The sequence below is a fragment of the Aquirufa sp. 5-AUSEE-100C1 genome, assembly GCF_054558655.1.
Genome location: NZ_JBPXKO010000001.1, coordinates 308171 through 332028, shown reverse-complemented (window position 1 = coordinate 332028; position 23858 = coordinate 308171). Strand labels below are relative to the sequence as shown.

The 23858-nt window shown below is 40.4% G+C and carries 23 protein-coding genes and 1 other RNA gene; 6 read left to right on the top strand and 18 right to left on the bottom strand.

What is annotated here, in order from left to right:
- Positions 1–3: 3 nt before the first annotated feature.
- The 9 genes from ACMH5P_RS01455 to ACMH5P_RS01415 all read right to left on the bottom strand — a co-directional run bounded on the left by ACMH5P_RS01455 (position 4) and on the right by ACMH5P_RS01415 (position 8586).
- Complete coding sequence (locus tag ACMH5P_RS01455) at positions 4–915, bottom strand: EamA family transporter (RefSeq protein ID WP_459492538.1); 912 nt, start codon at positions 913–915, stop codon at positions 4–6.
- Positions 908–1585 carry a tRNA (guanosine(37)-N1)-methyltransferase TrmD gene (trmD, locus tag ACMH5P_RS01450; protein WP_459492986.1) on the bottom strand — a complete coding sequence of 226 codons (678 nt, stop codon included), beginning with the start codon at positions 1583–1585 and terminating at the stop codon, positions 908–910. Before trmD ends, ACMH5P_RS01455 begins: the two co-directional genes overlap by 8 nt.
- Positions 1575–2117 carry a ribosome maturation factor RimM gene (gene rimM / locus ACMH5P_RS01445; RefSeq protein ID WP_459492537.1) on the bottom strand — a complete coding sequence of 181 codons (543 nt, stop codon included), beginning with the start codon at positions 2115–2117 and terminating at the stop codon, positions 1575–1577. The genes trmD and rimM overlap by 11 nt, the downstream gene beginning before the upstream one ends.
- Before the next feature lie 66 nt (positions 2118–2183).
- Positions 2184–2852: a 30S ribosomal protein S16 gene (locus ACMH5P_RS01440; protein ID WP_459492536.1), complete on the bottom strand. Its 669-nt coding sequence runs from the start codon at positions 2850–2852 to the stop codon at positions 2184–2186.
- A 90-nt stretch (positions 2853–2942) separates the two neighbouring features.
- Positions 2943–3301, bottom strand: an RNA gene (gene rnpB / locus ACMH5P_RS01435) — RNase P RNA component class A.
- An 18-nt stretch (positions 3302–3319) separates the two neighbouring features.
- Positions 3320–4555: a DUF4403 family protein gene (locus ACMH5P_RS01430; RefSeq protein ID WP_459492535.1), complete on the bottom strand. Its 1236-nt coding sequence runs from the start codon at positions 4553–4555 to the stop codon at positions 3320–3322.
- A gap of 62 nt (positions 4556–4617) precedes the next feature.
- Positions 4618–5364 (bottom strand): 3-oxoacyl-[acyl-carrier-protein] reductase, encoded by a 747-nt coding sequence (gene fabG, locus ACMH5P_RS01425; RefSeq protein WP_459492534.1) that lies wholly within the window; start codon positions 5362–5364, stop codon positions 4618–4620.
- Positions 5365–5388: 24 nt separating this feature from the next.
- Entirely contained in the window at positions 5389–7935 is a 2547-nt protein-coding gene (locus tag ACMH5P_RS01420) for an ATP-dependent Clp protease ATP-binding subunit (RefSeq protein ID WP_459492533.1), read from the bottom strand.
- Positions 7936–7974: 39 nt separating this feature from the next.
- Positions 7975–8586 carry a WbqC family protein gene (locus ACMH5P_RS01415; protein ID WP_459492532.1) on the bottom strand — a complete coding sequence of 204 codons (612 nt, stop codon included), beginning with the start codon at positions 8584–8586 and terminating at the stop codon, positions 7975–7977.
- A 63-nt stretch (positions 8587–8649) separates the two neighbouring features.
- On the opposite strand from ACMH5P_RS01415, the gene ACMH5P_RS01410 reads away from it, so the two are divergent.
- Entirely contained in the window at positions 8650–9519 is an 870-nt protein-coding gene (locus tag ACMH5P_RS01410) for a lysophospholipid acyltransferase family protein (protein WP_459492531.1), read from the top strand.
- Here ACMH5P_RS01410 and ACMH5P_RS01405 read toward each other — a convergent pair whose 3' ends face one another.
- The 5 genes from ACMH5P_RS01405 to ACMH5P_RS01385 are packed head-to-tail and all read right to left on the bottom strand — an operon-like array spanning position 9520 to position 13595.
- A complete protein-coding gene (locus ACMH5P_RS01405) occupies positions 9520–10146 on the bottom strand; it encodes an L-threonylcarbamoyladenylate synthase (protein ID WP_459492530.1) in 627 nt (208 codons plus the stop codon).
- A 1-nt stretch (position 10147) separates the two neighbouring features.
- Entirely contained in the window at positions 10148–11074 is a 927-nt protein-coding gene (locus tag ACMH5P_RS01400) for a YihY/virulence factor BrkB family protein (RefSeq protein ID WP_459492529.1), read from the bottom strand.
- Complete coding sequence (locus tag ACMH5P_RS01395; RefSeq protein ID WP_459492528.1) at positions 11071–11481, bottom strand: acyl-CoA thioesterase; 411 nt, start codon at positions 11479–11481, stop codon at positions 11071–11073. The genes ACMH5P_RS01400 and ACMH5P_RS01395 overlap by 4 nt, the downstream gene beginning before the upstream one ends.
- A gap of 1 nt (position 11482) precedes the next feature.
- The gene (gene mltG / locus ACMH5P_RS01390; protein ID WP_459492527.1) at positions 11483–12514 is read right to left on the bottom strand and encodes an endolytic transglycosylase MltG; all 1032 of its coding nucleotides are present in this window, start codon (positions 12512–12514) and stop codon (positions 11483–11485) included.
- 1 nt (position 12515) lies between these two features.
- Positions 12516–13595, bottom strand: a complete 1080-nt coding sequence (locus ACMH5P_RS01385; RefSeq protein WP_459492526.1) for an Ldh family oxidoreductase — start codon at positions 13593–13595, stop codon at positions 12516–12518.
- Between the two features lie 75 nt (positions 13596–13670).
- On the opposite strand from ACMH5P_RS01385, the gene ACMH5P_RS01380 reads away from it, so the two are divergent.
- Genes ACMH5P_RS01380 through ACMH5P_RS01370 form a run of 3 tightly spaced genes read left to right on the top strand, consistent with a single transcriptional unit; the run spans position 13671 to position 18382 of the window.
- Positions 13671–15248: an FMN-binding glutamate synthase family protein gene (locus tag ACMH5P_RS01380; RefSeq protein ID WP_459492525.1), complete on the top strand. Its 1578-nt coding sequence runs from the start codon at positions 13671–13673 to the stop codon at positions 15246–15248.
- Between the two features lie 28 nt (positions 15249–15276).
- Positions 15277–17151, top strand: a complete 1875-nt coding sequence (locus ACMH5P_RS01375; protein ID WP_459492524.1) for an ABC-F family ATP-binding cassette domain-containing protein — start codon at positions 15277–15279, stop codon at positions 17149–17151.
- A gap of 1 nt (position 17152) precedes the next feature.
- Positions 17153–18382, top strand: coding sequence for a type IX secretion system plug protein (locus ACMH5P_RS01370; RefSeq protein ID WP_459492523.1), 1230 nt, complete (start codon positions 17153–17155; stop codon positions 18380–18382).
- On the opposite strand, the gene ychF is transcribed toward ACMH5P_RS01370, so the two are convergent.
- Positions 18379–19482: a redox-regulated ATPase YchF gene (ychF, locus tag ACMH5P_RS01365; protein WP_459492522.1), complete on the bottom strand. Its 1104-nt coding sequence runs from the start codon at positions 19480–19482 to the stop codon at positions 18379–18381. The genes ACMH5P_RS01370 and ychF overlap by 4 nt on opposite strands.
- Before the next feature lie 90 nt (positions 19483–19572).
- Complete coding sequence (locus ACMH5P_RS01360; RefSeq protein WP_377976178.1) at positions 19573–19890, bottom strand: DUF3276 family protein; 318 nt, start codon at positions 19888–19890, stop codon at positions 19573–19575.
- Positions 19891–20107: 217 nt separating this feature from the next.
- On the opposite strand from ACMH5P_RS01360, the gene ACMH5P_RS01355 reads away from it, so the two are divergent.
- Positions 20108–20623, top strand: a complete 516-nt coding sequence (locus tag ACMH5P_RS01355) for a septal ring lytic transglycosylase RlpA family protein (protein WP_459492521.1) — start codon at positions 20108–20110, stop codon at positions 20621–20623.
- On the opposite strand, the gene ACMH5P_RS01350 is transcribed toward ACMH5P_RS01355, so the two are convergent.
- Entirely contained in the window at positions 20613–22055 is a 1443-nt protein-coding gene (locus ACMH5P_RS01350) for a DUF4369 domain-containing protein (RefSeq protein ID WP_459492520.1), read from the bottom strand. The two genes, ACMH5P_RS01355 and ACMH5P_RS01350, sit on opposite strands and share 11 nt — an antisense overlap.
- Before the next feature lie 158 nt (positions 22056–22213).
- On the opposite strand from ACMH5P_RS01350, the gene ACMH5P_RS01345 reads away from it, so the two are divergent.
- Entirely contained in the window at positions 22214–22873 is a 660-nt protein-coding gene (locus ACMH5P_RS01345; RefSeq protein WP_459492519.1) for a YdcF family protein, read from the top strand.
- On the opposite strand, the gene pfkA is transcribed toward ACMH5P_RS01345, so the two are convergent.
- Positions 22870–23844: a 6-phosphofructokinase gene (gene pfkA, locus ACMH5P_RS01340; protein ID WP_459492518.1), complete on the bottom strand. Its 975-nt coding sequence runs from the start codon at positions 23842–23844 to the stop codon at positions 22870–22872. The two genes, ACMH5P_RS01345 and pfkA, sit on opposite strands and share 4 nt — an antisense overlap.
- Between the last annotated feature and the right edge of the window lie 14 nt (positions 23845–23858).

Sequence of the window (23858 nt, the reverse complement as noted above, 5' to 3'; positions counted from 1 at the left end):
GGTTTAACTTTTTTGCTTATCGGTCGATATCAACACCACTGCAAATAAAATCAAAAAACTAGCAATTAATAGGATGGGCTGTAAGGGTTCATCCAAAATCAAATTACCCAAATATAAAGCAATTATCGGATTAACATACGTATACGTCGACACCAAGGTTGCATCGCATGCCTTGGACAAATAACCAAAGAGTGAAAACCCAAACATAGATCCAATTAAGGCTAAATAAGCAAATACCGCATAAGCTTTCGTGGGTAAAGCACTAAATTCGATAAGTGACAAATCCCCTCGGAATGTACTGAAAATAAATACGACGAGTCCACCAAACAACATTTGAATCGCACAAACCTGTGTAAAATGATAAGTGTTTGCCAACGTTACCTGAACGCGAAAAACACCAATATTCCATGCAATAACTGCGACCGATAAATACCCGATACCTTGCAAAAATTCTTGTTCACGGCCATGAATGGCTAAGGACTTTTGTGACATAAGAACAAGAATTCCGATAAGTCCTAAAAATGTACCCGTCAATTTGCGCAACGAGGGTTTACGACCATCTAACCAAAAGAACAGGACTAATAAACTAGGACCCAAGGCCATAAAAACGGATGAAAATCCAGATGGCACAATCGAACCCGCTAAGGACATGAAACCATTACCTAATGAAATCAAGAAAACCCCAGCTTGTAGATGAACACGCCAATGTTTGGTAGACATTTTTTGCCAATGCCCTCCCAATATCGACCAAATCAATAGAAGAAAACCCGCGGTAAAATTACGGGAATAAGTAATGACTAATGGCGGAAGATAATCCAATAAAATACGAACACTCAAAAACGTAGAACCCCAAATCAGATACAATAATCCCAAAGAAATTATGACACGGGGGCTGATGGCTTTTGTGTTATTCATTTAATAAATCCGGCCGACGAGCCATGGTTCTTTTCACCGCTTGTTCATGTCGCCAAGCTTCAATTAATTTATCATTCCCCGAACGTAATATTTCAGGAACATCCATACCTTCAAATGAGGCAGGACGTGTATATACCGGAGGAGCTAATAAACCGTCTTGAAACGAATCCGTCAAAGCCGAACTTTCATCTCCAATGGCACCCGGAATTAACCGAATAATCGCATCTGCTGTCACTGCTGCTGCTAACTCTCCACCCGATAAGACATAATCTCCGATGGATATCTCTTTGGTCACATATTTTTCACGAACACGCTCATCAATACCCTTGTAGTGCCCACAAATAAAAATCATATTTCCACAAAGGCTTAGTTGATTCGCCATGCCTTGCTTCAATACAATCCCATCAGGTGAAAAAAATATGATTTCGTCGTAATTCCGCTCCGACTTCAATTGATCCAAGCAACGCGTTAATGGCTCAATTGCAATCACCATGCCAGCCCCGCCTCCAAACGGATAATCATCTACTTGCTTGTGTTTCTTCGTCGAAAAATCATGTAAATCATGTAAAACAACTTCAACCAATCCCGCTTTGGCCGCCCGTGCACAAATCGAATGCTCAAAAAAGCTCGACATCAAATTCGGAACCACTGAAATTATATCAATCCGCATCATAGGATTCATTCATATAAACATCCAAAAGTCCATCAGGCAATTGGGTGATAATTTCTTTCTTTTTCTTATCCACCTGAGGAACAATCTCATCCGTCAACGGAATTAATACCTCAATGCCTTTATAAATCATAATAATAACATCTTGGGCTCCAGTAGAATAAACTTCCTTCACTGTTCCTAAAGGTCCTAGGTTACGATCATTTACTTGGTAATCTACAATTTCATGGTAATAAAATTGATCATCATTTAGTTTAGGAAGCATGGAAATAGGCAAAAACAAACGAGATCCCACCAGTTCCTTCGCTGCATCCACATTCGTAATACCCTCCAAGGTCATCAAATTCAAGTTATCCCGAATCTGTAAATCCTCAATAAAATAAGGAACCATCTCATTACCTTGTTGGACAAACACAGCATCCAATTCCTCGTATTCATAAGGATCATCCACATCCATAAACACATGAAAAGCACCTTTTAATCCATGCGGCTTCGCAAGGTATCCCAATTCAAAATATTCTGTCTTTGCCATAGGTACAAAAAAAAATCATACAAACTTGAAAAACAAATTTGTATGATTCTTTAAATGAATGAATAATTATTCAGCAGCAGCTTCTTCACCTGCTTCAGCAGCAGGAGCCTCTTCAGCAACTGGAGCTTCTTCAACTGCAGGAGCCTCTTCAGCAACTGGAGCTTCTTCAACTGCAGGAGCTTCTTCAGCTACAACCTCTTCGACTTCAACACCTGTTGCCTCTTCGTCAGCTTCGTTGATTGCCTCAACTACGCTTGCTACGATTGCCTCATCAGCTGCTTTGTTTTTCGCTGCAATAACCTCAGCACGCGCTGCAGAAACTTTCGACTCTGCCTCTAAACGAGATGCTTTTGATTTTGCTTTTGATTGAGCTAATTTGTTGTTGCTTGCCTCTACTTGCTTTGCTTTTTCTACTTTCCAAGCTTCGAATTTAGCATCCGCTTGCTCTTGTGTCAACGCACCTTTCAATACACCTACTTGTAAGTGTTTCGCATACAAAATACCTTTCGAAGAAAGTACCGCACGCGCTGTATCAGTTGGTTGAGCACCATTTAATACCCATTGAATCGCTTGTTTTTCATTCAAAACGATTGTTGCTGGATTGGTGTTAGGATTGTATGTTCCGATTTTCTCTACGAATTTACCGTCACGAGGTGCACGAGCATCTGCAACAACAACATCGAACATTGCTAACTTCTTGCGTCCACGACGCGCTAATCTAATTTTAACAGCCATTATATATGGGTTTGTGAAGGATCCCGTCCCTCGGTTAATAAAAATGTCTGCAAAAATAGGATTATTAGTTGGGAAAACCAAAAAGAAAAATGAGAAAATAAACCGATAAGCCGAATTCTGTAAGCATGAAACATGCCCTCTTATCATTTATCTTGACGAATGATTACTCATTCGCTCGAGCAATCTACCCACTGACATCGGACGAGCAACCCTTTTGTCTTTCGACAGTCAGCCTATTTGATCTTGCAACCCGTGAGGTTTACCTATGCCTAATTTGTCACCAAATTAGCGGTGGGCTCTTACCCCACCTTTTCACCCTTACCCCGAAAGGCGGTAATTTTCTGTGGCACTCGCTGTAGAACCTAGCAGCTCCCCTTCCTGTTAAGAAGCACGGCGCTCTTTGTTGTTCGGACTTTCCTCTTTAAAAAAGCGATAAGATGGTTTATTTTCTCAAGACAAATCTACGACTATTTTTTTAGCTCCCAATTCCCCTCAATGGCTCCAAGTAAACCAATACCCGTTTGGGTAAAATATAGGGATGAAATTAAAAGCTTAGCATCTGATAATTTTAATCCAGAAACATGATCATTCAATTTATTTACTGTTGATTCAGCAGACCAAACAAAAGATTGCATTCCCTTCTCAATTTTCCTTCTCAAAAAACCACGCAAATAGTAAGGCACACCTTCGAGCTCAATGGAAGACCATGAAGCGGCTAATTGGCCGTCCTTCAACAACAATGGCCTTAAACGAATCATCACAGCTGACTTAGCTCCCGATAAACCTAATAGTTTTACATGAACTGTTGACGAATCCGCAACGACAAATACCTGCTCATCCTTTATTTTCAACGAACTAGCCAATATTTTAGTTAGGCGTTGATAAGAATAATCTACACGAAAAGGTAACTGTTTTCCATTCGAATGAAGCTCTACCCATCGATTCGGGGAAGTATTTTCCGGATTATCACTAATCGTTAACGCGGTACGAACAAATAAATTCCCGTGCAAATGATTAGCCGCTAAGGTAATATCCTTCATGTCGATATCTGCCGACTCCAAAGCAACATTACCCCATTCACTCGGATAATTCATCGGTATGCGATTTATCATATGATTCAAATTAGCGGGTTGAAGAAATTTACTGAACTGATCCCCTATTTTGGTTTGAATGCCTGGTAAGCTCTTTTGAATCAAGGGGTCTACAATACCTTGTACAGCAATCGGGAAACCTAAGACTCGCATTTCCGGTTTGGCCAACCAAGAATACCGTAATCGAACATCATCCACTTGATGATGATTAATATCTTTCCACAACCATTTTAATTCCAATTGAAGATTCGCTTTGGCCTGAATCAACCCCGTATTTATCCCCGCAATATTGGGTTTTGCTACAACTTGAACCGGTAAATCCAATTGCAAATAGTCCGCTTTCCCCATTTTTATTTGCGGTTTATTCAACAAATCCAATTTGAGCGGAAAATCAAGTCCAGGCTGTTTCTCTGAATTATAGAGTGTACCCCCTTTTTGAATCCCCAAAAGCGAAAACAAGCTGTCATAGGACACTTTAAAATCAATTCGGATTGTCTTCGATTGAATTTGAGGCGATTGTTTCTGAAAGGACGCGATCGTTCCTTGCAAAGGCTCAATTCGCTTACAAGCAAAAAACAACAAACTCGCCAAAATGATAATGTAGCGCCGCATAAAAATAAAAGCCTCAATCTTGCCAAAGCATAATTGAGGCCTTAAAAATAAAATAACCTATATTAAGTTAATAAACCTCCATCCACTTGAATCGTTTGACCTGTCACGTAAGAAGACAAATCTGATCCTAAAAACAAACAGACATTGGCTACCTCTGTTGCTTCACCACCCCGCTTCAAAGGAATCGATTTCTTCCATTCCTCCACGGTTGCCTCATTTAACTCACCCGTCATTTCCGTCTCAATAAAACCTGGAGCAATCGCATTGCAACGAATGTTACGAGACCCCAATTCGAGCGCCACCGATTTAGTAAAACCGATTATACCCGCTTTAGAAGCCGCATAATTCGCTTGACCTGCATTTCCTTTAACCCCGACAATCGAAGTCATATTAACGATTGAACCCGCCTTAGCTTTCATCATGGGCTTAATCACCGCCTTGGTCAAATTAAACACCGATTTCAAGTTTACCCGAATCACCTCATCCCACTGCTCCTCTGTCATACGCATCAATAGACCATCACGTGTAATTCCAGCATTGTTAATTAGTACATCAATCTGTCCAAAATCCGTAATGACCGAATTAACCAATTCCTCAGCGGCATCAAACATCGATGCATCCGAACGATAACCCTTCGCTTTCACACCGTGAGCCTCCAATTCTTTCACTAAAGCCTCACCCTTTTCCACCGATGATAAATACGTAAAAGCAACATTCGCACCCGCCTGTGCAAATTGATTGGCAATTGCCCGACCAATTCCGCGTGATGCACCCGTGACTAAAACGACTTTTCCTTGTACTAATTGCATGTAATAAATAGTTTTTTGGTTGTATTATTTCTTCTTTCTTGTCAATGTTAAAACCTCACTCTCCGCCACAAAATCTGCTTCGATATACTCACCTTCGGCTAACTCCCCCTTCAAAATCTCCTCAGCCAATGGATCTTCTAAATATTTTTGAATCGCACGATTTAAAGGACGAGCCCCATATTGCGGATCGTAACCTTTGTCGGCAATAAAATCTTTCGCCTTCTCCGTTAAATCCACAGCAAAGCCTAAGGTACTTAGACGTGTCATCAATTTAACCAACATCAAATCGATAATCTTATGTAAATCTGTGCGCTCTAACGAGTTAAACACGATAATATCATCTAAACGATTGATGAATTCTGGCGCAAACGCTTTCTTCAATGCATTTTGAATGGTCGTTTTCGCCTGCTCTTCCATATTGTCGACACGTGATTTAGTCGAGAAGCCAATCCCTGATCCAAAATCCTTCAAATCGCGAGCACCGATATTGGAAGTCATAATGATAATCGTATTTCGGAAATCTACCCGACGGCCTAAACCATCCGTTAAGATACCGTCATCCAACACCTGTAACAATAAATTAAAGACGTCAGGATGCGCTTTTTCAATCTCATCCAACAAGACAACGGAATAGGGTTTCCGACGAACCTTCTCGGTCAATTGACCACCTTCTTCATAACCTACATATCCCGGAGGCGCTCCCACTAAACGAGAAACGCTAAACTTCTCCATGTACTCACTCATATCAATTCGAACCAAAGAATCCTCCTTATCGAATAAATAAGTAGCAAGTACCTTCGCCATCTCAGTCTTACCTACACCTGTTGGGCCTAAGAAGATAAACGAACCAATCGGTTTATTTGGATCTTTTAAACCTACACGTGTCCGCTGAATGGCCTTCACTAATTTCTTCACTGCATCACCCTGACCAATCACATGTTTGGTCAATTCCTCCTCCATTTGCAGCAATTTCTCGCCTTCTTTGGCAGCAACACGATTCACCGGAATACCCGTCATCTGCGCAATTACTTCGGCCACATGTTCCTCAGTTACCGTGAATTTCTGCTTCTTAGATTCCTCCTCCCAATTGGTCTTCGCGATTTCTAACTGATCAATTAACTTCTTCTCACGATCACGTAACTGCGCCGCTTCTTCATATTTCTGCGACTTTACCACTTGATTCTTCTCCTTCTTCACAATCTCAATCTGATTCTCCAAAGCCACAATATCCGCAGGAACCTGAATATTCGAAATGTGCACTCGAGCGCCCACCTCATCCATCACATCAATCGCCTTATCTGGCAAGAAACGATCTGAAATATAGCGATCAGACAGCTTAACGGCCGACTGAATAGAATCATCCGTATAAATCACATGATGATGCTCTTCGTATTTGTCCTTGATGTTATTTAAAATCTCAATCGTTTCCTCTACCGTAGTAGCATCCACCATGACTGTTTGGAAACGACGAGCTAATGCGCCATCCTTTTCGATGTACTGACGATATTCATCCAAGGTAGTCGCTCCAATAACTTGAATGTCTCCACGCGCCAAGGCTGGTTTAAACATATTTGAGGCATCCAATGAACCGGACGCACCACCCGCTCCTACAATCGTATGCAATTCATCGATGAATAAAATCACATCCGTCGATTTCTCTAATTCATTCATCACCGCCTTCATACGCTCCTCAAACTGGCCGCGGTATTTGGTACCCGCCACCAAAGAAGCAATATCCAAAGTGACCACACGCTTGCCAAAAAGCACACGCGAAACCTTCTTTTGAATGATACGCAAAGCTAAGCCTTCCGCAATAGCAGTTTTACCCACACCCGGCTCCCCTATCAAAATCGGATTATTCTTTTTACGACGAGAAAGGATCTGTGCAACACGCTCAATCTCCTTTTCACGACCCACAATGGGATCTAACTTACCTTGTTCCGCGATTTTAGTTAAATCCCGGCCAAAGTTATCCAAAACAGGGGTTTTGCTTTTCTCACCCGCTTTCGCAGTCGAAGAACTACTCGAACCACTTCCGCCACCCGCATTTCCACCTCCAAATAAACGATTATCATCATCTGAATCATCCGTATCCGAAGAAGCTTTTGGTGAATTCTCTTGCGAATTGCTCGATTGAAATTCGACCATTTCCTTAATCAAATCGTAATGAACCTGGTACTTTTCTAAAATCTGCGTAGCAACATTATCCTCGTCGCGCAAAATGGCCATGAGCAAATGCTCGGTGCCTACTAAATTTGTCTTGAAATACTTTGCCTCCAAATACGTCAAACGAAGAACTTTCTCCGCCTGTTTCGTTAATGGAATGTTTAACATACTTTGCTTATCGAAGCTAGACCGACTAGTCGATGCCGTCGAATGCTCAATACTTTGGCGCAACTGATCCAATGAAACTCCTGATTTGAGTAACAAATCGATCCCTGGACCTTCTCCGTCTCGGATAATACCCAACATTAAATGCTCGGTACCAATATAATCATGCCCCAATCGCAATGCCTCTTCACGAGCCAATGCAATCACTTCCTTCACCTTATTCGAAAACTTAGCCTCCATATTTCCCTAATTAATATTATTCAAAACGCACCTAAGCCTTTATTTGTTCAAACTCTTCATTAAAATTTCACGCGATTCAATTCCGTAATTCATAATTAAATCCAAAACGGACAAATTAGCTACAAATTCTGTGCCAAAACATTGTCGGTAAGGCACAACCTCGAAAATATTTCGCTTACTAAATTCAGATTTAGAATCAATCACATTCCAATAGGAACCATCACATCCCGCTTGAAACGAATCTGTGAAGGAAAACTGGGGCTTTTTTTGTAAAAAGCGCGCAATTGTATTCAAAAATTGAATATTTAAATCTACTAAAAATTTACTTTTTTTCGCAAATATCTGTTCGATAAATGGATCCACATGTTCAAAAAATGGAGCCTTTCCATAGGCAGCTTGAATCGCACCTCGATGCCGACGAATCCAATCTTGAGAATAATCAATTTGAACATCTTTTGTCAATTGTTTGACAGAACTGGAATGAATGACAGGCACGGATAGCAATTCCTTCCCGTTAGCCCCCAAAATATAGCTCCGGTTACGATAGGTTTGTTTGGGGAAATTTTCATAAACCTCAAAGGAAACACTTGTCTCCGAAAAGATCAACGCGCAATATTCTAAGGAAGGTAAGTAATGAATATCAATGTGCATTCAAAAATAAAGTGGATATTTGCAAAAATAGCAGATAACAGCGATTAACTCGACACATTAGCAATGATGTTTTTATATAAGTTTTTAGGGAAACTACCCCTCTTCATTTTGTACACACTGGCCACAGGTGTCAAATGGGTCTTTTATTTCATCCTTGCTTACCGCAAGAAGGTTATATTTAACAATATTTCTCGGTCGTTCCCTAAGCTTAATCACAAGCAAATCAAAGACTTAACCTATCAATTCTACGGATACTTGACGGATCAACTCGTTGAATTTTTTTACGGCGTATCCATTTCGAAAGAGGAAATGCTTGCCCGAGTCGAAATGGTTAATGAGCATTACATTTCGGATTACCTCCAACAAGGCACGCCGGTTGTTTTGGTAGCTGGACATCAAGGAAACTGGGAATGGGCGATTCATCGTCTCGCTTTATCCAATAATTTATATGATGTAGTCTACCAAAAATTAAACAATCCTGCCTTCAACGAATTCACGATGCAAGTAAGAAGCAGGTTCCCAGGAGTAACATTACTCGAAAAACGAGAATCCATCGTTGCAACGCGTGATCGGAAGCACATAGCACGAGGTATTTGTCTAGCTGCGGACCAAGCCCCTCAAAAACCAGAATCTGCCTATTGGACAACATTTCTCAATCAGGATACCGCCTTTTTCACAGGCATGGAGCGATTTGCGAGAGACTACAATTACCCCGTTGTATTTGTTGAACTTATTCGCAAAAAACGCGGTAAATACATTATGAGTTTTGAACCTATAGCGAATCCCGATTACGATAAGCTTCCCAAAGGTGAAATTATCGAACGCTTCGCAAGAAGATTAGAAAAATCCATCATTCAATACCCAGAACAATATCTCTGGTCACATCGACGCTGGAAACACACGAAACCCGAAAATATTTTGATAAAGTGGTAATTAGTTGAAATCACTAACAGCACCAGCTCCCTCACGAATTACCTCAAACTCGTCCTCATTGATTTCAATAACCGATGATGGCAAGTAGCCACCAAATCCTCCATCCAAAACCAAATCAACTTGGTTTTTATAGCGATCAAAGATTAAACTTGGGTCGGTATATTCTTCCACGGCTAAATCCGTTTGAAGCAACGTAGTTGTTAACAGAGGATGTCCTAATTGACGAACTATTTCCAAAACGATTTCACTATCCGGGATTCGAATACCTACCGTCTTTTTCCCTTGAACTAATACCGAAGGAACCTTCGAACTCGCCGGCAAAACAAATGTATAAGGACCTGGCAAATAACGCTTCAAGGTTTTGAAGGCAAAATCACTGACCTTCGCAAAATTAGAAATCGAACTTAAATCAGCACAGATAAAACTGAATCGGTTTTTAGTAGGCTTAATCTGTTTAATCTCGCAAATCCGATTAACGGCTTGTTGGCTCTGAATCGAACAGCCCATCGCATACATAGTATCCGTCGGGTAAATGATAACCCCACCCTTATCCAACACCCGAACAACGTAATCAATTAACTCCTGTGCGTTGTTTCGTTCATACACCTTACGTATTTCAGCTGCCATCTTAGAAATTTAAAAAGAAATCAGAGCCACTTTGCTCTTCTTCCGACTCCTCAATTTTTACTTGATCGATACTCGCGTTTATTTCAAAACCCACAATTAAAATCAGAGCCACAAAATAAAGCCAAACCATCAGTGCAATCAAGGAACCAATCGATCCATATACCTTGTGATAAGAGGCAAAATTGACCAAATAATAAGAAAATAAGTTGGAGATAAGAATGGTCAATACCGAAGCAGTTATACATCCAGCATTAAAAAACTTCCAACGTTTATGAATGGCAGGTGCGTAATAATAAATCAATGAAATGGTAAAAAAGAAAACCGAAAATATCACAAAATAGGTCAAAGCCTTTGTTAAATAAAAGGTAAAATTATATTCAAGAATACCTTCTTTAGCGAGGTATTTTACCACGATATTCCCTAAAATGAAGACTAAAAAGGAGGTAATTAACACAAAGGTCAACAACACATTAAGACCGATAGCCACTAAACGCTCCTTGATAAAACCCCGATTCTCACTTGTTTTATAGGTAAGGTTAAAGGAGCGCATCAAAGCCATAATCCCACTCGTACTCGCATACAAGGCAAAAAGAAAACCAAAAGACAAAACCCCTCCCCGCTTTTTGGTAATAATCTCTGTAATGAGTTCCGTCACATCACTTTGGAGATTTTTCGGAACAGTCGCTTTGATAAAACTTATCGTCTTTAAATCTAAATGATCAATTGGCAAGTAGGGCAATAAAGAGAATAAAAAAAGAATCGTAGGAAAAACGGCTAATGTAAAGTTATACGCCACCGCTGCGGCCCGCACATCAATATCAAACTGAAATACCTTTTGGTATAAAATAGATATGATACGAACTAAGACATAATGCTCCTCGTACTCACGCCATATCTGCTTTATTTCATTCAGTAAATTTCTTCTCATATCGAATAATATAGCTGCAAAGCGTTTACGATAAAGTCGGGAGCCTTAATTACCTTCTTCGATGCCAAATCTATGAATACTAGGGTAGTTTTCCCCTCATTGATTAAATGGCCCTGTTCATTCTTAATTTGATAAGCGAATTCAATCTTGGCAGAAGGCATTCTCTCCACCTGACAAAAAACAGTCAACTCATCATCATACAATCCTGGCGCGATAAACTTCGTATAATGCTCTGCCACGGGCAAACCAATTCCATTATCCTCCAGTGACTTATAACTTACACCTAAACTACGCAGCGTTTCTACCCGAGCAATCTCATATAAACGCGCATAATTGCCATAATAGACATAGCCCATCTGATCCGTATCCGCATAACAAACTCGATATTTAACCGCGTGTGAATACATATTACTTAATTTTACGAGCATCTAAGGCTGCTTGAAACTTCGCTGCATTCTTCATGTGCTCCTCATACGTAACAGCAAAATTATGTGTCCCAGAAAAGTCTTCTTTCGCGCAGAAATACATATATGCATGCTTTTCAAGGTTCAATACCTTATCTAACACCTCTACCGGAGGGATAGAGATGGGGCCCGGAGGAAGGCCAAAATTCTTATAGGTATTATATGGCGAATTAATTGCCATATATTTACCCGAAACTCTTTTTATGCTGAAGTCCTTCCAAGCAAAAATGACGGTAGGATCCGCCTGCAATCGCATCCCCGTTCTAAATCGATTCCAGTAAACCCCAGCAATTCTAGCTTGCTCACCTGCATACTTACTTTCTCCATAAACAATCGATGCCAAAATACCGGCTTGAACGGGAGTTAATCCTAAGGCCTTTGCCTGGTTCACTCGCTTCGAATTCCAAAAACGTTTATTGGCCTTCAACATCTTTTTCATGAAATCATCAAATGTTGACGTCCACAAAACTTCATAGGTATCCGGAATAAATAAACAAGGGACCGTTTCCGGTGTAAATCCGTATTGCTGCGTTATCTCAGCTGAATCCAACATCTTGTAAATGTAAACCGAATCAAAGGCCATTACCTTTCCCAATTTTGACGCTATATCCTCTTTTAAACGTAGATTATTAATTGTGATACGCAAAGCATCTTGTCGGCCATTTCGCATTTTTCGCAATAACTCCCAATTCCCAGACTCAGGATTCACCAAATAACGACCCGGCTTAACCTTTTCGGCCACACCCAAGACTTTTGCTAAAAAGCGAAAGCTCAATTGATCTCTGACCAAATCATGCTTTTGTAAGGTATCCAAAACTTGATTAAAATTGGCCCCATTGGGAATTAAAATAGCAAAAGAATCCCCCTTCACGTTAAAATTGGGCGTTTTAAACACCTGCCATACGTAGTAGGAAAACATGGCCGAAACCAATGAAAATACCAATATGAAAATCTTAATTTTTTTATTCGAAACCATGTTATTCTATTTTAAAACCGATTGAAAAACGCGAGGCCAAGGCTTGTAAATCCGCAACTACCGGATCAAGTAAATCAATGCCATCTCGTTTACGAATCACTTCCAACTCACGTTCCGGATCCCCCGGAATAATCACTTTCTTCCCATCTACCGCATCCGCACTACGGAAACGCTTGATCCATTTGTCCATATCCGACTTAAATTCCTCCGCAGGACGAAAAGCATCAATTCGCATGGCACCTAGAAAATGTCCTGTCCCATTCCCAACGGTCTCTCCTGCGGCCATAAATCCAGCCGTCGCAAATGGAGGCACCCATGGACCAAAATTGGCACCCGACAAAACACCCGACAAAATATCGACAATTGCTCCCAAGGCATAACCTTTGTGAGAGCCATGCGCACGGTCACCACCTAAGGGCAATAATGCTCCCCCATTTTTAATCGCAAACGCATCCTGACAAGGATTTCCATCTTTATCTTGAACCCAACCTGCTGGGGTATCCAAACCTTTTCGTTGTAAAATCTCCAACTTACCATAGGCCACCGCCGTTGAGGCAAAATCAGCCAAAAAAGCAGGTTCATCTAACGCTGGAATACCAACGGCAATGGGATTGGTTCCCAATAATTTCTCACGTGAAAATGTAGGTGTTACCAAAGGAGCCGCATGCGTCATGGCCCAACCAATCATATCCTTCTCCACAGCCTTCATCGCATGATAACCCGCTATACCAAAATGATTGGAATTCTGAACAGCTACCCAACCGCTTCCCGCCACAGCCGCTTTTTGCGTAGCGATCTCCATCGCTTTTGGGGCAACCACAAGACCTAAGCCCCGATCACCATCCACCAAGGCCGTTGAAGGACTTTCATGAAGAATACGAACCTGAGGATTGGGATTTAGTCGACCATGATCATACAAACGCACATAGCCGGCCAATCTCGCAACCCCATGAGAATCAATTCCTCGAGCATCCGCAGATACAAGAACATGAGCTGCCAATGCGGCATCCTCCGCAGGACAACCTATTGCCTCAAATACGGAACTAACAAAATCAGATAAGCGTTGATAGTCTGCCTTCATTAATAAATTTTAACAACAAAGATAAAAATAAGAATTGGGAAAAATTCATCAAATTTGCGCTAAAATCATCAACAAATGGAAATCACTAATCTCGTAAATTCAATTTGGTTCTGGATCATTCTAGTGCTGCTCGCTGTCGTCATTCGCGATGTGTTTATTCAGAAAAGCCATACAATTACTCACAATTTTCCCATCGTCGGCCACATTCGGTATTGGTTGGAACAAATTGGACCTGAACTAAGGCAGTACATCGTGGCAAACAATCGGGAGGAATTACCTTTTAATCGTCAAGAGCGTTCCTGGATTTATGCTTCTTCGAAAAATGAGAACAACCTGCAAGGTTTTGGAACCGATCAAGATTTCAATACACCTGGTTATATTTTTATCAAAAACGCGATGATGGGCTACAACCCACCGGCTGATCATCTAAGCAAAAAAAATCCCGGGGTCATTCCTGCCACCAAAGTCATTGGCTTATACCATAATCGCAGACGACCCTTTCGTCCTTATTCTGTAATCAATATTTCAGGCATGAGCTACGGCTCACTTTCGGCCAAAGCCGTGGAAGCATTGAACAAGGGCGCTAAAATTGCCGGCTGTTACCACAATACCGGCGAAGGTTCACTTTCTCCTTATCACCAGTTTGGGGCAGATGTGGTTTTGAATATCGGAACCGCTTATTTCGGTGTTCGTGAACTGGATGGAACCTTCTCCATGCAAAAACTGAAACAGAAAGTTGAGGAAAATCCCCAACTTCGTGCGATCGAACTTAAACTATCTCAAGGGGCTAAACCTGGAAAAGGTGGAATGTTGCCCGCTTCCAAAATCAATCAAGAAATTGCTGACATTCGGAATATTCCGTTGGGAAAAGATGCGATGTCTCCTGCTTTTCATTCTCAGTTTAAAACCGTACCCGAAATGGTTGATTTTATCGAAGCCATGGCCGAGGAAACTGGAATACCGGTAGGAATTAAATCAGCAATTGGCAAACTCGAACAATGGGAAGAACTTGCTGCCTATATGCTTAAAACAGGTAAAGGCCCCGATTTTATTACCATTGATGGAGGTGAAGGTGGAACGGGAGCTGCACCACATGCATTCGCCGATCACGTATCCATGCCATTCAGTTTCGCCTTTGCCAAAATTTATCAAATCTTTCAGCGCCATGAACTGACAGATAAAATTTTCTTTATCGCCTCAGGTAAACTAGGATTTCCAGAAAAAGCCCTCATGGCCTTTGCCATGGGTGCCGATTCGATTAATGTGGCTCGTGAAGCCATGATGTCAATTGGTTGCATACAGGCCCAAAAATGCCATACGAATCATTGCCCTACCGGTATTGCTACGTCTAATAAATGGCTGCAAGCGGGTATCGATATTACCCTAAAAAGCGAACGTTTCTACCGTTATCACTACACCTTGGTCAAAGAAATCGCTGAAATAACGCACGCATGTGGCTATGAACATCCTAGTCAAATGACCATGGATGACATCGAATTATCCATGGGTGACAACAATCGGACAATGACCTTAGCTAAAGCTTATGGATATCACAAAACCGCTATTCCCTATCACGATTTTCACGAACTCGTGGCATGTCCTTATTTAGGTGGTCCAGATGCTCGAAATCGTTTAGAAATTAAGGCTGATTGATTGGAGATAAACGATTATCTTTGCACCCATGTTATCAATATCCAATCTAAATTTCTATTTCGGTAGTCGGGCCCTCTACGAAGGTGCCAATCTTCACATCAAACCCAAAGCTAAAATTGGCCTCATTGGTGCCAATGGTACAGGTAAATCAACGCTTTTGCGTTTAATTTCGGGGGAATATACACCCGATGGTGGAAATATCTCCAAATCAGGGGATTGTACGATTGGTTTCTTGAATCAAGATTTATTATCCTACCAAACCGATGATAGTATTTTAGAAGTTGCCATGCAGGCTTTTGAACGCCAATTGGAACTTCAGAAGGAAATTGACCAGGTCTTGCATAAGATGGAGACCAATTACGAGGATAAGGATGTCGACCTCCTCGCTAAACTTCAAGAAGAGTTTGAACGTCTGGATGGATACACCATTCAGTCCAAAACCGAAGAAATTCTAGAGGGTCTCGGATTTAGTACCGATGACTTGACTCGTCCTTTGCGCCTATTTTCTGGAGGATGGCGGATGCGGGTGATGTTGGCTAAATTGCTTTTGCAAAAACCATCGCTACTCCTATTGGATGAGCCGACCAACCACCTGGACTTACCTTCCATTGAATGGGTAGAAAACTATATTCACGATTACGAAGGCGCCATTGTCGTAGTATCGCACGACCGTTATTTCTTAGATCGGACCATCGATCACATCGCAGAAGTATCAGGCGCAAAGATTACCTTGTACCCGGGTAACTATTCGTATTACACGGAAGAAAAAGCCTTACGGAATGAAATCCAAAAGGGAGCCTTTGAAAACCAACAAGCGCAGATCCGTCAAACCGAACGATTTATTGAGCGATTTAAAGCCAAAGCTTCGAAATCCCGCCAAGTACAATCTCGGGTAAAAGCCTTGGAAAAAATCGATATCATTGACGATGTCATTGATGAAAAGGCAAAAGTTAATTTCAAATTCAATTTTGGAACAGAACCCGGTCGATTCATTTTATTCTTGGAAAACATTTCCAAGGCCTACGGCGAGAAAGTTATCTTAAAAAACACCTCTGCCACGATAAACCGAGGTGATAAAATCGCTTTAATCGGCGCGAATGGTAAGGGTAAATCCACGTTATTACGTGTCATCTCAGGTAGTGAAGAAATCGGTGGCGAACGAAGGACGGGGCACAATGTAATTGAATCCTTTTTCGCACAACACCAATTAGAGAGTTTGAATGTCGAAAATACATTAATCGACGAGCTAAAAGCCACCGGAACAACGAAGACCGAAATGGAATTGCGTAGTGTATTGGGTTGCTTCCTATTCTCGGGCGAAGAGGTATTTAAGAAAATTAAAGTATTATCCGGAGGTGAAAAATCGCGGGTGGCATTAGCCAAAGTATTAATCTCGGAGGCCAACTTCCTATTACTCGATGAGCCGACTAACCACCTTGATATGCAATCCGTGAATATTTTGATTCAAGCCTTGCAACAATATGAAGGAACGTATGTAGTCGTTTCTCACGACCGTTATTTCGTTTCGAACATTGCGAATAAGATTTGGTACATCGAAGATCATGAAATCAAGGAATACCCGGGTACGTTTGATGAGTATGAGACCTGGATGGCGAGTAGACCTGTACAAAGTACTTCAGCCAAAGCGGTAACAACAAAACCCAAACCTGAATTAGCACCTATTGAACACAAGCCGGTAAATGTCAATTCAGCCAAAGCCATTGAGAAATTGGAAAATCAAATCATGGAATTGGAACAAGAAATCGAAAAAATTGAATTCGACATGGCCAATGCCGCATCGGAATCAAAATTCGATATCTTAAAGGATTTGGAGAATAAACGACAAGCGGTTCAAATCAAATTGGAGGAAACAACAACCGAATGGGAGTTATTAATTGGGTAATATGCGCTACATAAGCCTCATTCTTCTTTGGAGTATTTCGTTGAACGCATGGGGACAGTTTCGCAATAAATCTTTTAATCCATCCATTAAATCCGTTTATATCGGCCAGATGACTCCTCGGGAGATTATCCAGGCACAACCCGTATTTGATATTTCGAATCAAATTGGCCAATTAAACTTTGATGATTTATCCTTAGCCAATCGAAATGGATTATACCTACGGGTTGTGCATTGTCAGGCCGACTGGACAGCATCTCCCCTTTCCGACATCGAATTCCTTCAGGACTTCAACGATGTACCTGTTCGTGATTCACAAGCATCGATGGGTACCAAAGTCCCTTACCGACACTATCAAATTGCCCTGCCGCGCGTCAAATTAGCCGGTAATTACTTAGTCATAGTGTATAATCGTGCGAAACGAGACACCTTGTTGACGCAACGCTTTTGCGTTTACAACAACGAACTCACGGTGGCATCTCAGGTAGGATTTGGAAGAAATAATTCATTGCGAAATACACATCATAACCTAGATATCAAGTTGAAATATCCGGGCAATTACATGATTAATTCGGCCGAGGATTTCAAGGTATATGTCAAGCAAAACGAAATACTCGAAAATCAACTCCCGAAGCTTCCCTTGGGAATGATAGAACCGATGTCCCAAGGTATCAGCTTTCCAAGTTATGAGAACGAACAAGCCATCGCAGCGGGAAATGAATACCGTGTCATCGACTTACGAAGTACCCAGCAAAAATTAAACTTTGTAGACCATTGGGATGTAAGAGAACAAGAAACGCTCGTGTATACCATGCTAGAAATCCCACAAGGGAATTACGCATATGTCCAACGCAATGATTTTAATGGTGCTTACGTTATTGAGAACTATGAAAACAACTACAATTCTTTGTATGCCGACTACGTGAATTGCGTGTTTAGTTTAAAGGCACCTAAGCAGAATGATCCCATCTATGTTACAGGGGCATTTAATAATTACCAACAAGCTTCTCAGAATCAAATGCAATACAATGAAGCATTGGGCTTGTACCAGGCCAGCATTCTGATGAAACAAGGCATTTATAACTATCGATTTGAAACAAAATTCCCCTCCAGTTTTCTGGAAGGGAATTATGCACAAGCTGAAAACAACTATGAAATCTTCGTTTACCTCCGTAAACCCGGCAAACGATATGATGAATTAGTGGGCTTTCAAAAAATCAATACGTCTCCTTAAACGTTGAAACGGAAATGCATGATATCGCCATCTTGAACGACATAATCTTTTCCCTCAACTCCTAATTTACCTGCTTCCTTACAAGCTGACTCACTTTTGTAGGTTTGATAATCAGCATACTTAATTACTTCTGCACGAATGAAACCACGCTCAAAGTCGGTATGGATCACTCCAGCAGCTTGTGGAGCCTTCCAGCCTTTCTGAATCGTCCAAGCTCGAACTTCTTGAACTCCGGCCGTGAAATAAGTTATTAGATTTAACAAAGCATATGAACTTCGGATTAATTTACTCAATCCGGATTCCGTTAAACCATATTCTTCTAGGAACATTTGACGCTCATCTAAATCCTCAATCTCTGAAATTTGAGCTTCTAATGCGGCACAAACAACGATTACCTCCGCATTTTCCGCCGCTACATTGGCACGTAAAGTATCTACAAATGGATTACCTCCGGCTGTCAATGAGGCTTCGTCGACATTGGCCACATAGATAACCGGTTTATCGGTTAATAAACACAAATCCCCAATAGCTGCTTCCCGTAAATCAGGATCCATTACCACAGTACGAGCTGATTTACCTTCCTCTAACGTTGCTTTAAATTGCTGTAATGCCGCAAATTCCTGTTTTGCTTTAGCATCCCCTGCTTTAGCCGCACGTTCTAATTTTTGTATTTTCTTATCAATCGATTCAAGATCTTTCAATTGCAATTCCATGTCGATGATTTCCTTATCGCTGACAGGATTGACACGACCTTCTACGTGAATGATATTTTCATCATCAAAACAACGTACCACATGGATAATGGCATCCACTTCACGAATATTGGCAAGAAACTTATTTCCCAAACCCGCACCTTGCGATGCCCCTTTCACCAAACCAGCAATATCTGTAAATTCGATGACCGTAGGCAAAATACGATTCGGTTTAACGAACTCTGCCAAAACATTTAAACGCTCATCAGGTACCGTTACAATCCCAACATTGGGTTCAATGGTACAGAACGGATAATTAGCCGCTTCGGCTTTGTTTGATGATATCGCACTAAATAAAGTTGACTTTCCTACGTTGGGCAAACCAACAATTCCACAAGTTAATCCCATATATTCATTTAAATAAGTCACAAAAATACGTCTAAAAATGAAAAAAGCCTCCGATTTCTCAGAGGCTTTTTCAAAATAGATAAATTTATCTTATTCCCATTTTAAATCAGTACCACCAAACTCATCCTCGTCCCGATTAAATTGTGTAAAATCAACATCTGGCATTAATTCCGTCTTGACATGATTCACGGCTTCATTTAATCCCTCCACAAATTTATCAAAGTCTTCCTTGTACAGGAACATTTTATGCTTTTCATAGACAAACCCATCTTCCTTTTGGTGACGACGACTTTCTGTAATCGTGATGTAATAATCTTGAGAACGTGTCGATTTAACATCAAAAAAATAAGTTCTTTTACCCGCTCTGATTCGTTTCGAAAACAATTCTTCTCTATCTCTTTCTTCCACTGTTAAAAATAATTTGGTTTGACAATGTGTAAATCTACTATTTATTCTTATTCACTCAAAAATATTCGTAGGAATTTAAAGGCCTAAATTGATAAAATTTAGGATTATTTAAACAATATTTTTAATTCCCGTAATAATAACTAAACTTTGAGTACCTGTTTGTCAAGTATAAATGTATAAATGTCTACTCATTTTCCTGTTAATAAGCATCTTGACTTTGTTTGAAAGCTTTTCCCAAGAATTGGGTGACGACAGTTATGGTATAGCCTCCTTTTATTCGAATTACTTTTATAATCGAAAAACAGCTAATGGGGAAATTCTAAAAAAAACAGAATTCACGGCGGCTCACCGGATTTACCCATTTAACACGCTGATAGAAGTAACTAATCTTGCTACGAAGCAAACAGTTGTTGTTCGCATCAATGATCGTGGACCTTATAAATATGGCCGAATCATTGATTTAACCTATGCAGCAGCCAAAAAAATAAATATTCACCGTGCAGGACTCGGAAAGGTTAAGATCAAAATTATCGGATTTGAGAATGAATTAATGCTGATTCCTTATCACCAATTGGAATTAGAAACACCCCCCAAATTCAGTTCCAAATTTTATCAAAAAACACGTTTAAAGTACAAAAAGAAATATCGTATCAAACAGAAAATCAAAAACAAACGCTACCTCAAAAAAGGTAAGAAGCCGAAGAGCAAATTGCGCGTAAAAGCTAAATCTTAGCCTTGCTCTCGTAAAACTTGATAAAATCCTCAATCTTATCGACCGGAATACGCTTCCCAATTATCTTTTTGTTTTTATCAACGATATAAACAACGGGTGTTGCATACGCATCATAGGTATTTAAAAAATCAGTATAATATTCCTCCTTCCCTGTTTTAGCATTAATGTGAATATCAATTCCATTCTTCCAATGCTGTATTTTAAAGGTTTCAATAAATTCACGCCATAATTTCTTATCCCGAACCAAACATGCCGCATAAACCGCAATGTTCTTTTCTTTGAAAAACGTATCCATTTTCAATAACTTAGGAGTCTCTTCCTTACAATGGCTACACTCAGGATCGTAGATAAAAACAACCGTATAATTAGCTTGAACCGCAGACAAGGTCAATAATTTACCCACAGGATCAGTCAAAAACATATCTGGAATTCGCTTTCCAATCAACAAAGGTTTAATTACTTTGATACGTTCCTTCATCTTCCGAATCGTCGTTGTATCCCATAATTTCGGTTCACCGAGGTAATACTTTTCAGCTAGGTGTACAAAAGCGCCATCCGTTCCTACCACGTTATGATTTTCATAGGTACTCGCAATTTTATAAACCACATATTTCCGCATGGCCTCATTCTTAATTCCAGCCAATATACGATCCGCATCCTTTGAAACAGAATCGGATTCTTGAACAACTAAATCTTCGAAATACTTATCGATTTTCTTTTGTAAAAAAGGAGTCCGAATAAAGCGTTCATCATTCAAATCGATGTTATCGAAATAATGTTTCTTATAATAAGTATACTGATATTTATAAAAGTCGGCACTATCTTTTGCATTCTTAACCGGCTTCGTATAGGCTGGAATTTCAGGCTCAAAACTTGCTTTAATTAACTTTGAGACAAATAAATTACTGTGCTGATTGACCCAAACATATTGTTCCTTCAACATTTGAGACCGAATCTGATCAGGGGAAACTGTACCCTGTAGCCTTCTATACATAAGTCCCATGGACTTTTGAAATTCATAAAAAGCCTCGTTTTCAGGGGAACCGCTAATCTTCATTTCCCCAACAATATCGGTGGTATCTGTTTCGAAAGAAAAATCCGTATTTCCGATAACCAAATCAAAAAACTTATTATTCAAGAAAGTAACCAAATAAAGACCTTGATCCAATAACTCATTCCCTTTAAAAACAAATGAACCATTCGCATCCACTTGAGCAGTATCCTTAATAACTTGTTGGTTAGAACCAAAATAATGCGCCAAATAAACGTCGGTATTCACCAATCCACGAATCTTACCTTGTATACGAAAGCCCACACTTTTAACCGCTGCCTTAGGAGCACGATAAGGCACCACCCCTTTGGCCTTACTATTCTGTGCGACCGAAGAAAAACTCAAAACAGAAAGAAGTACTATTTGTAGAAGGACTTTCATAAAAATTAGGCTAATTTTAATTTTAACTCGTCAAAAATACAATGTTTTTCACGCTATCTAAAATTATTGATTTCATACTTTTACCAATAACTTGGTTAATAGGATTAAGCCTGATCAGTCTTCTAGCTAAATCGAGTAAAACCAAACGAATAGCAGGAATGAGCGCATTAGTAATACTGCTTTTGGGAAGCAACGCCTACTTCGTTAACAAGTTGATTTCCGCCTATGAGATGCCTCAAATTTCCCTAAAACCAACAGAACATTATCCTTTAGCCATCGTTCTTGGTGGTGGCATGATCCGACCTTTGCAAGAAGACCCCCATCGAATCAATCTGGCAGAAAGTTCCGATCGTTGCATGCAAGCAGCACTTCTCTATAAATCAGGAAAAATAGACAGAATTTTAATCACAGGGGGAAATACGTCTATCGGTTCCTTAAAAATAGACGATAGCAATGAAACGGAACTTGTAAAACGCTTATTGATCCAATTAGGGATACCTCAAAACCGAATCATTACCGAAACAAGAGCCAAAAATACGCGTGAAAACGCTATTAATTCCAAAAGATTATTGGACTCCATGAAAATACAGGGACCAGCCCTATTGATTACCTCCGCGTATCATATGCGACGCGCAAACGCTTGTTTCAAAAAATTAAACGTACCCGTTATTCCTTATGCAGTCGATAACAAAAAAAAGGACACCCAACAGGGTATCCTTGAAATCTTGATGCCTTCCGAAAAAGAGCTGAACAAGCTCGCTATCCTAATCCGTGAAATGAGTGGTTACCTCATTTACAAAATCATGGACTATGCCTAAGTAGAAAGAATTTCGACCATACGGATTAAATCTTCTGATACAGGCTTTTTCTTAGTAATCGTATCATGAAAGGGTGTATAAACTAATTGATTGTTGATAACTCCTGCCATCACATTCTTTTCTCCTCGTAAAAGCCCTTCCAAAGCACCTAATCCCAAACGAGACGCCAATATACGGTCATAGGCCGTTGGAATACCTCCACGCTGAATATGACCCAACGTAGTTACACGAATATCAATCTTATTCCCCATCTTCTCACGAATCTTTTTCGCGACAATCTGCGCATTCCCTTCCTCATCACCCTCGGCAACGACCACAATCGAAGATGATTTTTGCTTCGCAAATCCATTATTCAAAATTGTAACGATATCATCTACCGGCGTTAAATTCTCGGGAATCATTAATGCTTCCGCACCACCCGCAATACCGCATTGAACGGCAATATAACCTGAATCACGACCCATTACTTCGATAAAAAATACACGATCATGAGAATCCGCTGTATCACGAATCTTATCAATCGCATCTAAGGCTGTGTTCACCGCCGTATCATACCCAATCGTATAGTCTGTACCGAACAAATCATTGTCAATCGTACCCGGAGCACCTACCGTTGGAATTTTAAATTCATTATAAAAAATCTCGGCACCCGTAAAAGTTCCATTACCTCCAATGGCTACTAAGCCCTCAATTCCGAACTCTTGTAATTTATCATATGCCTTTTGGCGACCTTCTGTGGTCATAAACTCTTTGGAACGAGCCGATTTTAAAATCGTACCACCTCGTTGGATGATATTACTCACCGACTGCGAATTCAATGGAATAATATCCCCCTTGATCATCCCGTTATATCCACGAACAATTCCATAAACTTCTACTCCATGGTATGCCGCACCGCGCACGATCGCACGAATACAAGCATTCATTCCGGGAGCGTCACCACCTGAGGTAAATACAGCTATTTTCTTCATCAATCTATTTTTTT

What these genes read in the sequence shown, in the direction of transcription:
- ACMH5P_RS01455 (WP_459492538.1), bottom strand. Translation starts at nt 915, where the DNA reads ATGAATAACACAAAAGCCATCAGCCCCCGTGTCATAATTTCTTTGGGA.
- trmD (WP_459492986.1), bottom strand. Translation starts at nt 1,585, where the DNA reads ATGCGGATTGATATAATTTCAGTGGTTCCGAATTTGATGTCGAGCTTT.
- rimM (WP_459492537.1), bottom strand. Translation starts at nt 2,117, where the DNA reads ATGGCAAAGACAGAATATTTTGAATTGGGATACCTTGCGAAGCCGCAT.
- ACMH5P_RS01440 (WP_459492536.1), bottom strand. Translation starts at nt 2,852, where the DNA reads ATGGCTGTTAAAATTAGATTAGCGCGTCGTGGACGCAAGAAGTTAGCA.
- ACMH5P_RS01430 (WP_459492535.1), bottom strand. Translation starts at nt 4,555, where the DNA reads ATGCGGCGCTACATTATCATTTTGGCGAGTTTGTTGTTTTTTGCTTGT.
- fabG (WP_459492534.1), bottom strand. Translation starts at nt 5,364, where the DNA reads ATGCAATTAGTACAAGGAAAAGTCGTTTTAGTCACGGGTGCATCACGC.
- ACMH5P_RS01420 (WP_459492533.1), bottom strand. Translation starts at nt 7,935, where the DNA reads ATGGAGGCTAAGTTTTCGAATAAGGTGAAGGAAGTGATTGCATTGGCT.
- ACMH5P_RS01415 (WP_459492532.1), bottom strand. Translation starts at nt 8,586, where the DNA reads ATGCACATTGATATTCATTACTTACCTTCCTTAGAATATTGCGCGTTG.
- ACMH5P_RS01410 (WP_459492531.1), top strand. Translation starts at nt 8,650, where the DNA reads ATGATGTTTTTATATAAGTTTTTAGGGAAACTACCCCTCTTCATTTTG.
- ACMH5P_RS01405 (WP_459492530.1), bottom strand. Translation starts at nt 10,146, where the DNA reads ATGGCAGCTGAAATACGTAAGGTGTATGAACGAAACAACGCACAGGAG.
- ACMH5P_RS01400 (WP_459492529.1), bottom strand. Translation starts at nt 11,074, where the DNA reads ATGAGAAGAAATTTACTGAATGAAATAAAGCAGATATGGCGTGAGTAC.
- ACMH5P_RS01395 (WP_459492528.1), bottom strand. Translation starts at nt 11,481, where the DNA reads ATGTATTCACACGCGGTTAAATATCGAGTTTGTTATGCGGATACGGAT.
- mltG (WP_459492527.1), bottom strand. Translation starts at nt 12,514, where the DNA reads ATGGTTTCGAATAAAAAAATTAAGATTTTCATATTGGTATTTTCATTG.
- ACMH5P_RS01385 (WP_459492526.1), bottom strand. Translation starts at nt 13,595, where the DNA reads ATGAAGGCAGACTATCAACGCTTATCTGATTTTGTTAGTTCCGTATTT.
- ACMH5P_RS01380 (WP_459492525.1), top strand. Translation starts at nt 13,671, where the DNA reads ATGGAAATCACTAATCTCGTAAATTCAATTTGGTTCTGGATCATTCTA.
- ACMH5P_RS01375 (WP_459492524.1), top strand. Translation starts at nt 15,277, where the DNA reads ATGTTATCAATATCCAATCTAAATTTCTATTTCGGTAGTCGGGCCCTC.
- ACMH5P_RS01370 (WP_459492523.1), top strand. Translation starts at nt 17,153, where the DNA reads ATGCGCTACATAAGCCTCATTCTTCTTTGGAGTATTTCGTTGAACGCA.
- ychF (WP_459492522.1), bottom strand. Translation starts at nt 19,482, where the DNA reads ATGGGATTAACTTGTGGAATTGTTGGTTTGCCCAACGTAGGAAAGTCA.
- ACMH5P_RS01350 (WP_459492520.1), bottom strand. Translation starts at nt 22,055, where the DNA reads ATGAAAGTCCTTCTACAAATAGTACTTCTTTCTGTTTTGAGTTTTTCT.
- ACMH5P_RS01345 (WP_459492519.1), top strand. Translation starts at nt 22,214, where the DNA reads ATGAGCGCATTAGTAATACTGCTTTTGGGAAGCAACGCCTACTTCGTT.
- pfkA (WP_459492518.1), bottom strand. Translation starts at nt 23,844, where the DNA reads ATGAAGAAAATAGCTGTATTTACCTCAGGTGGTGACGCTCCCGGAATG.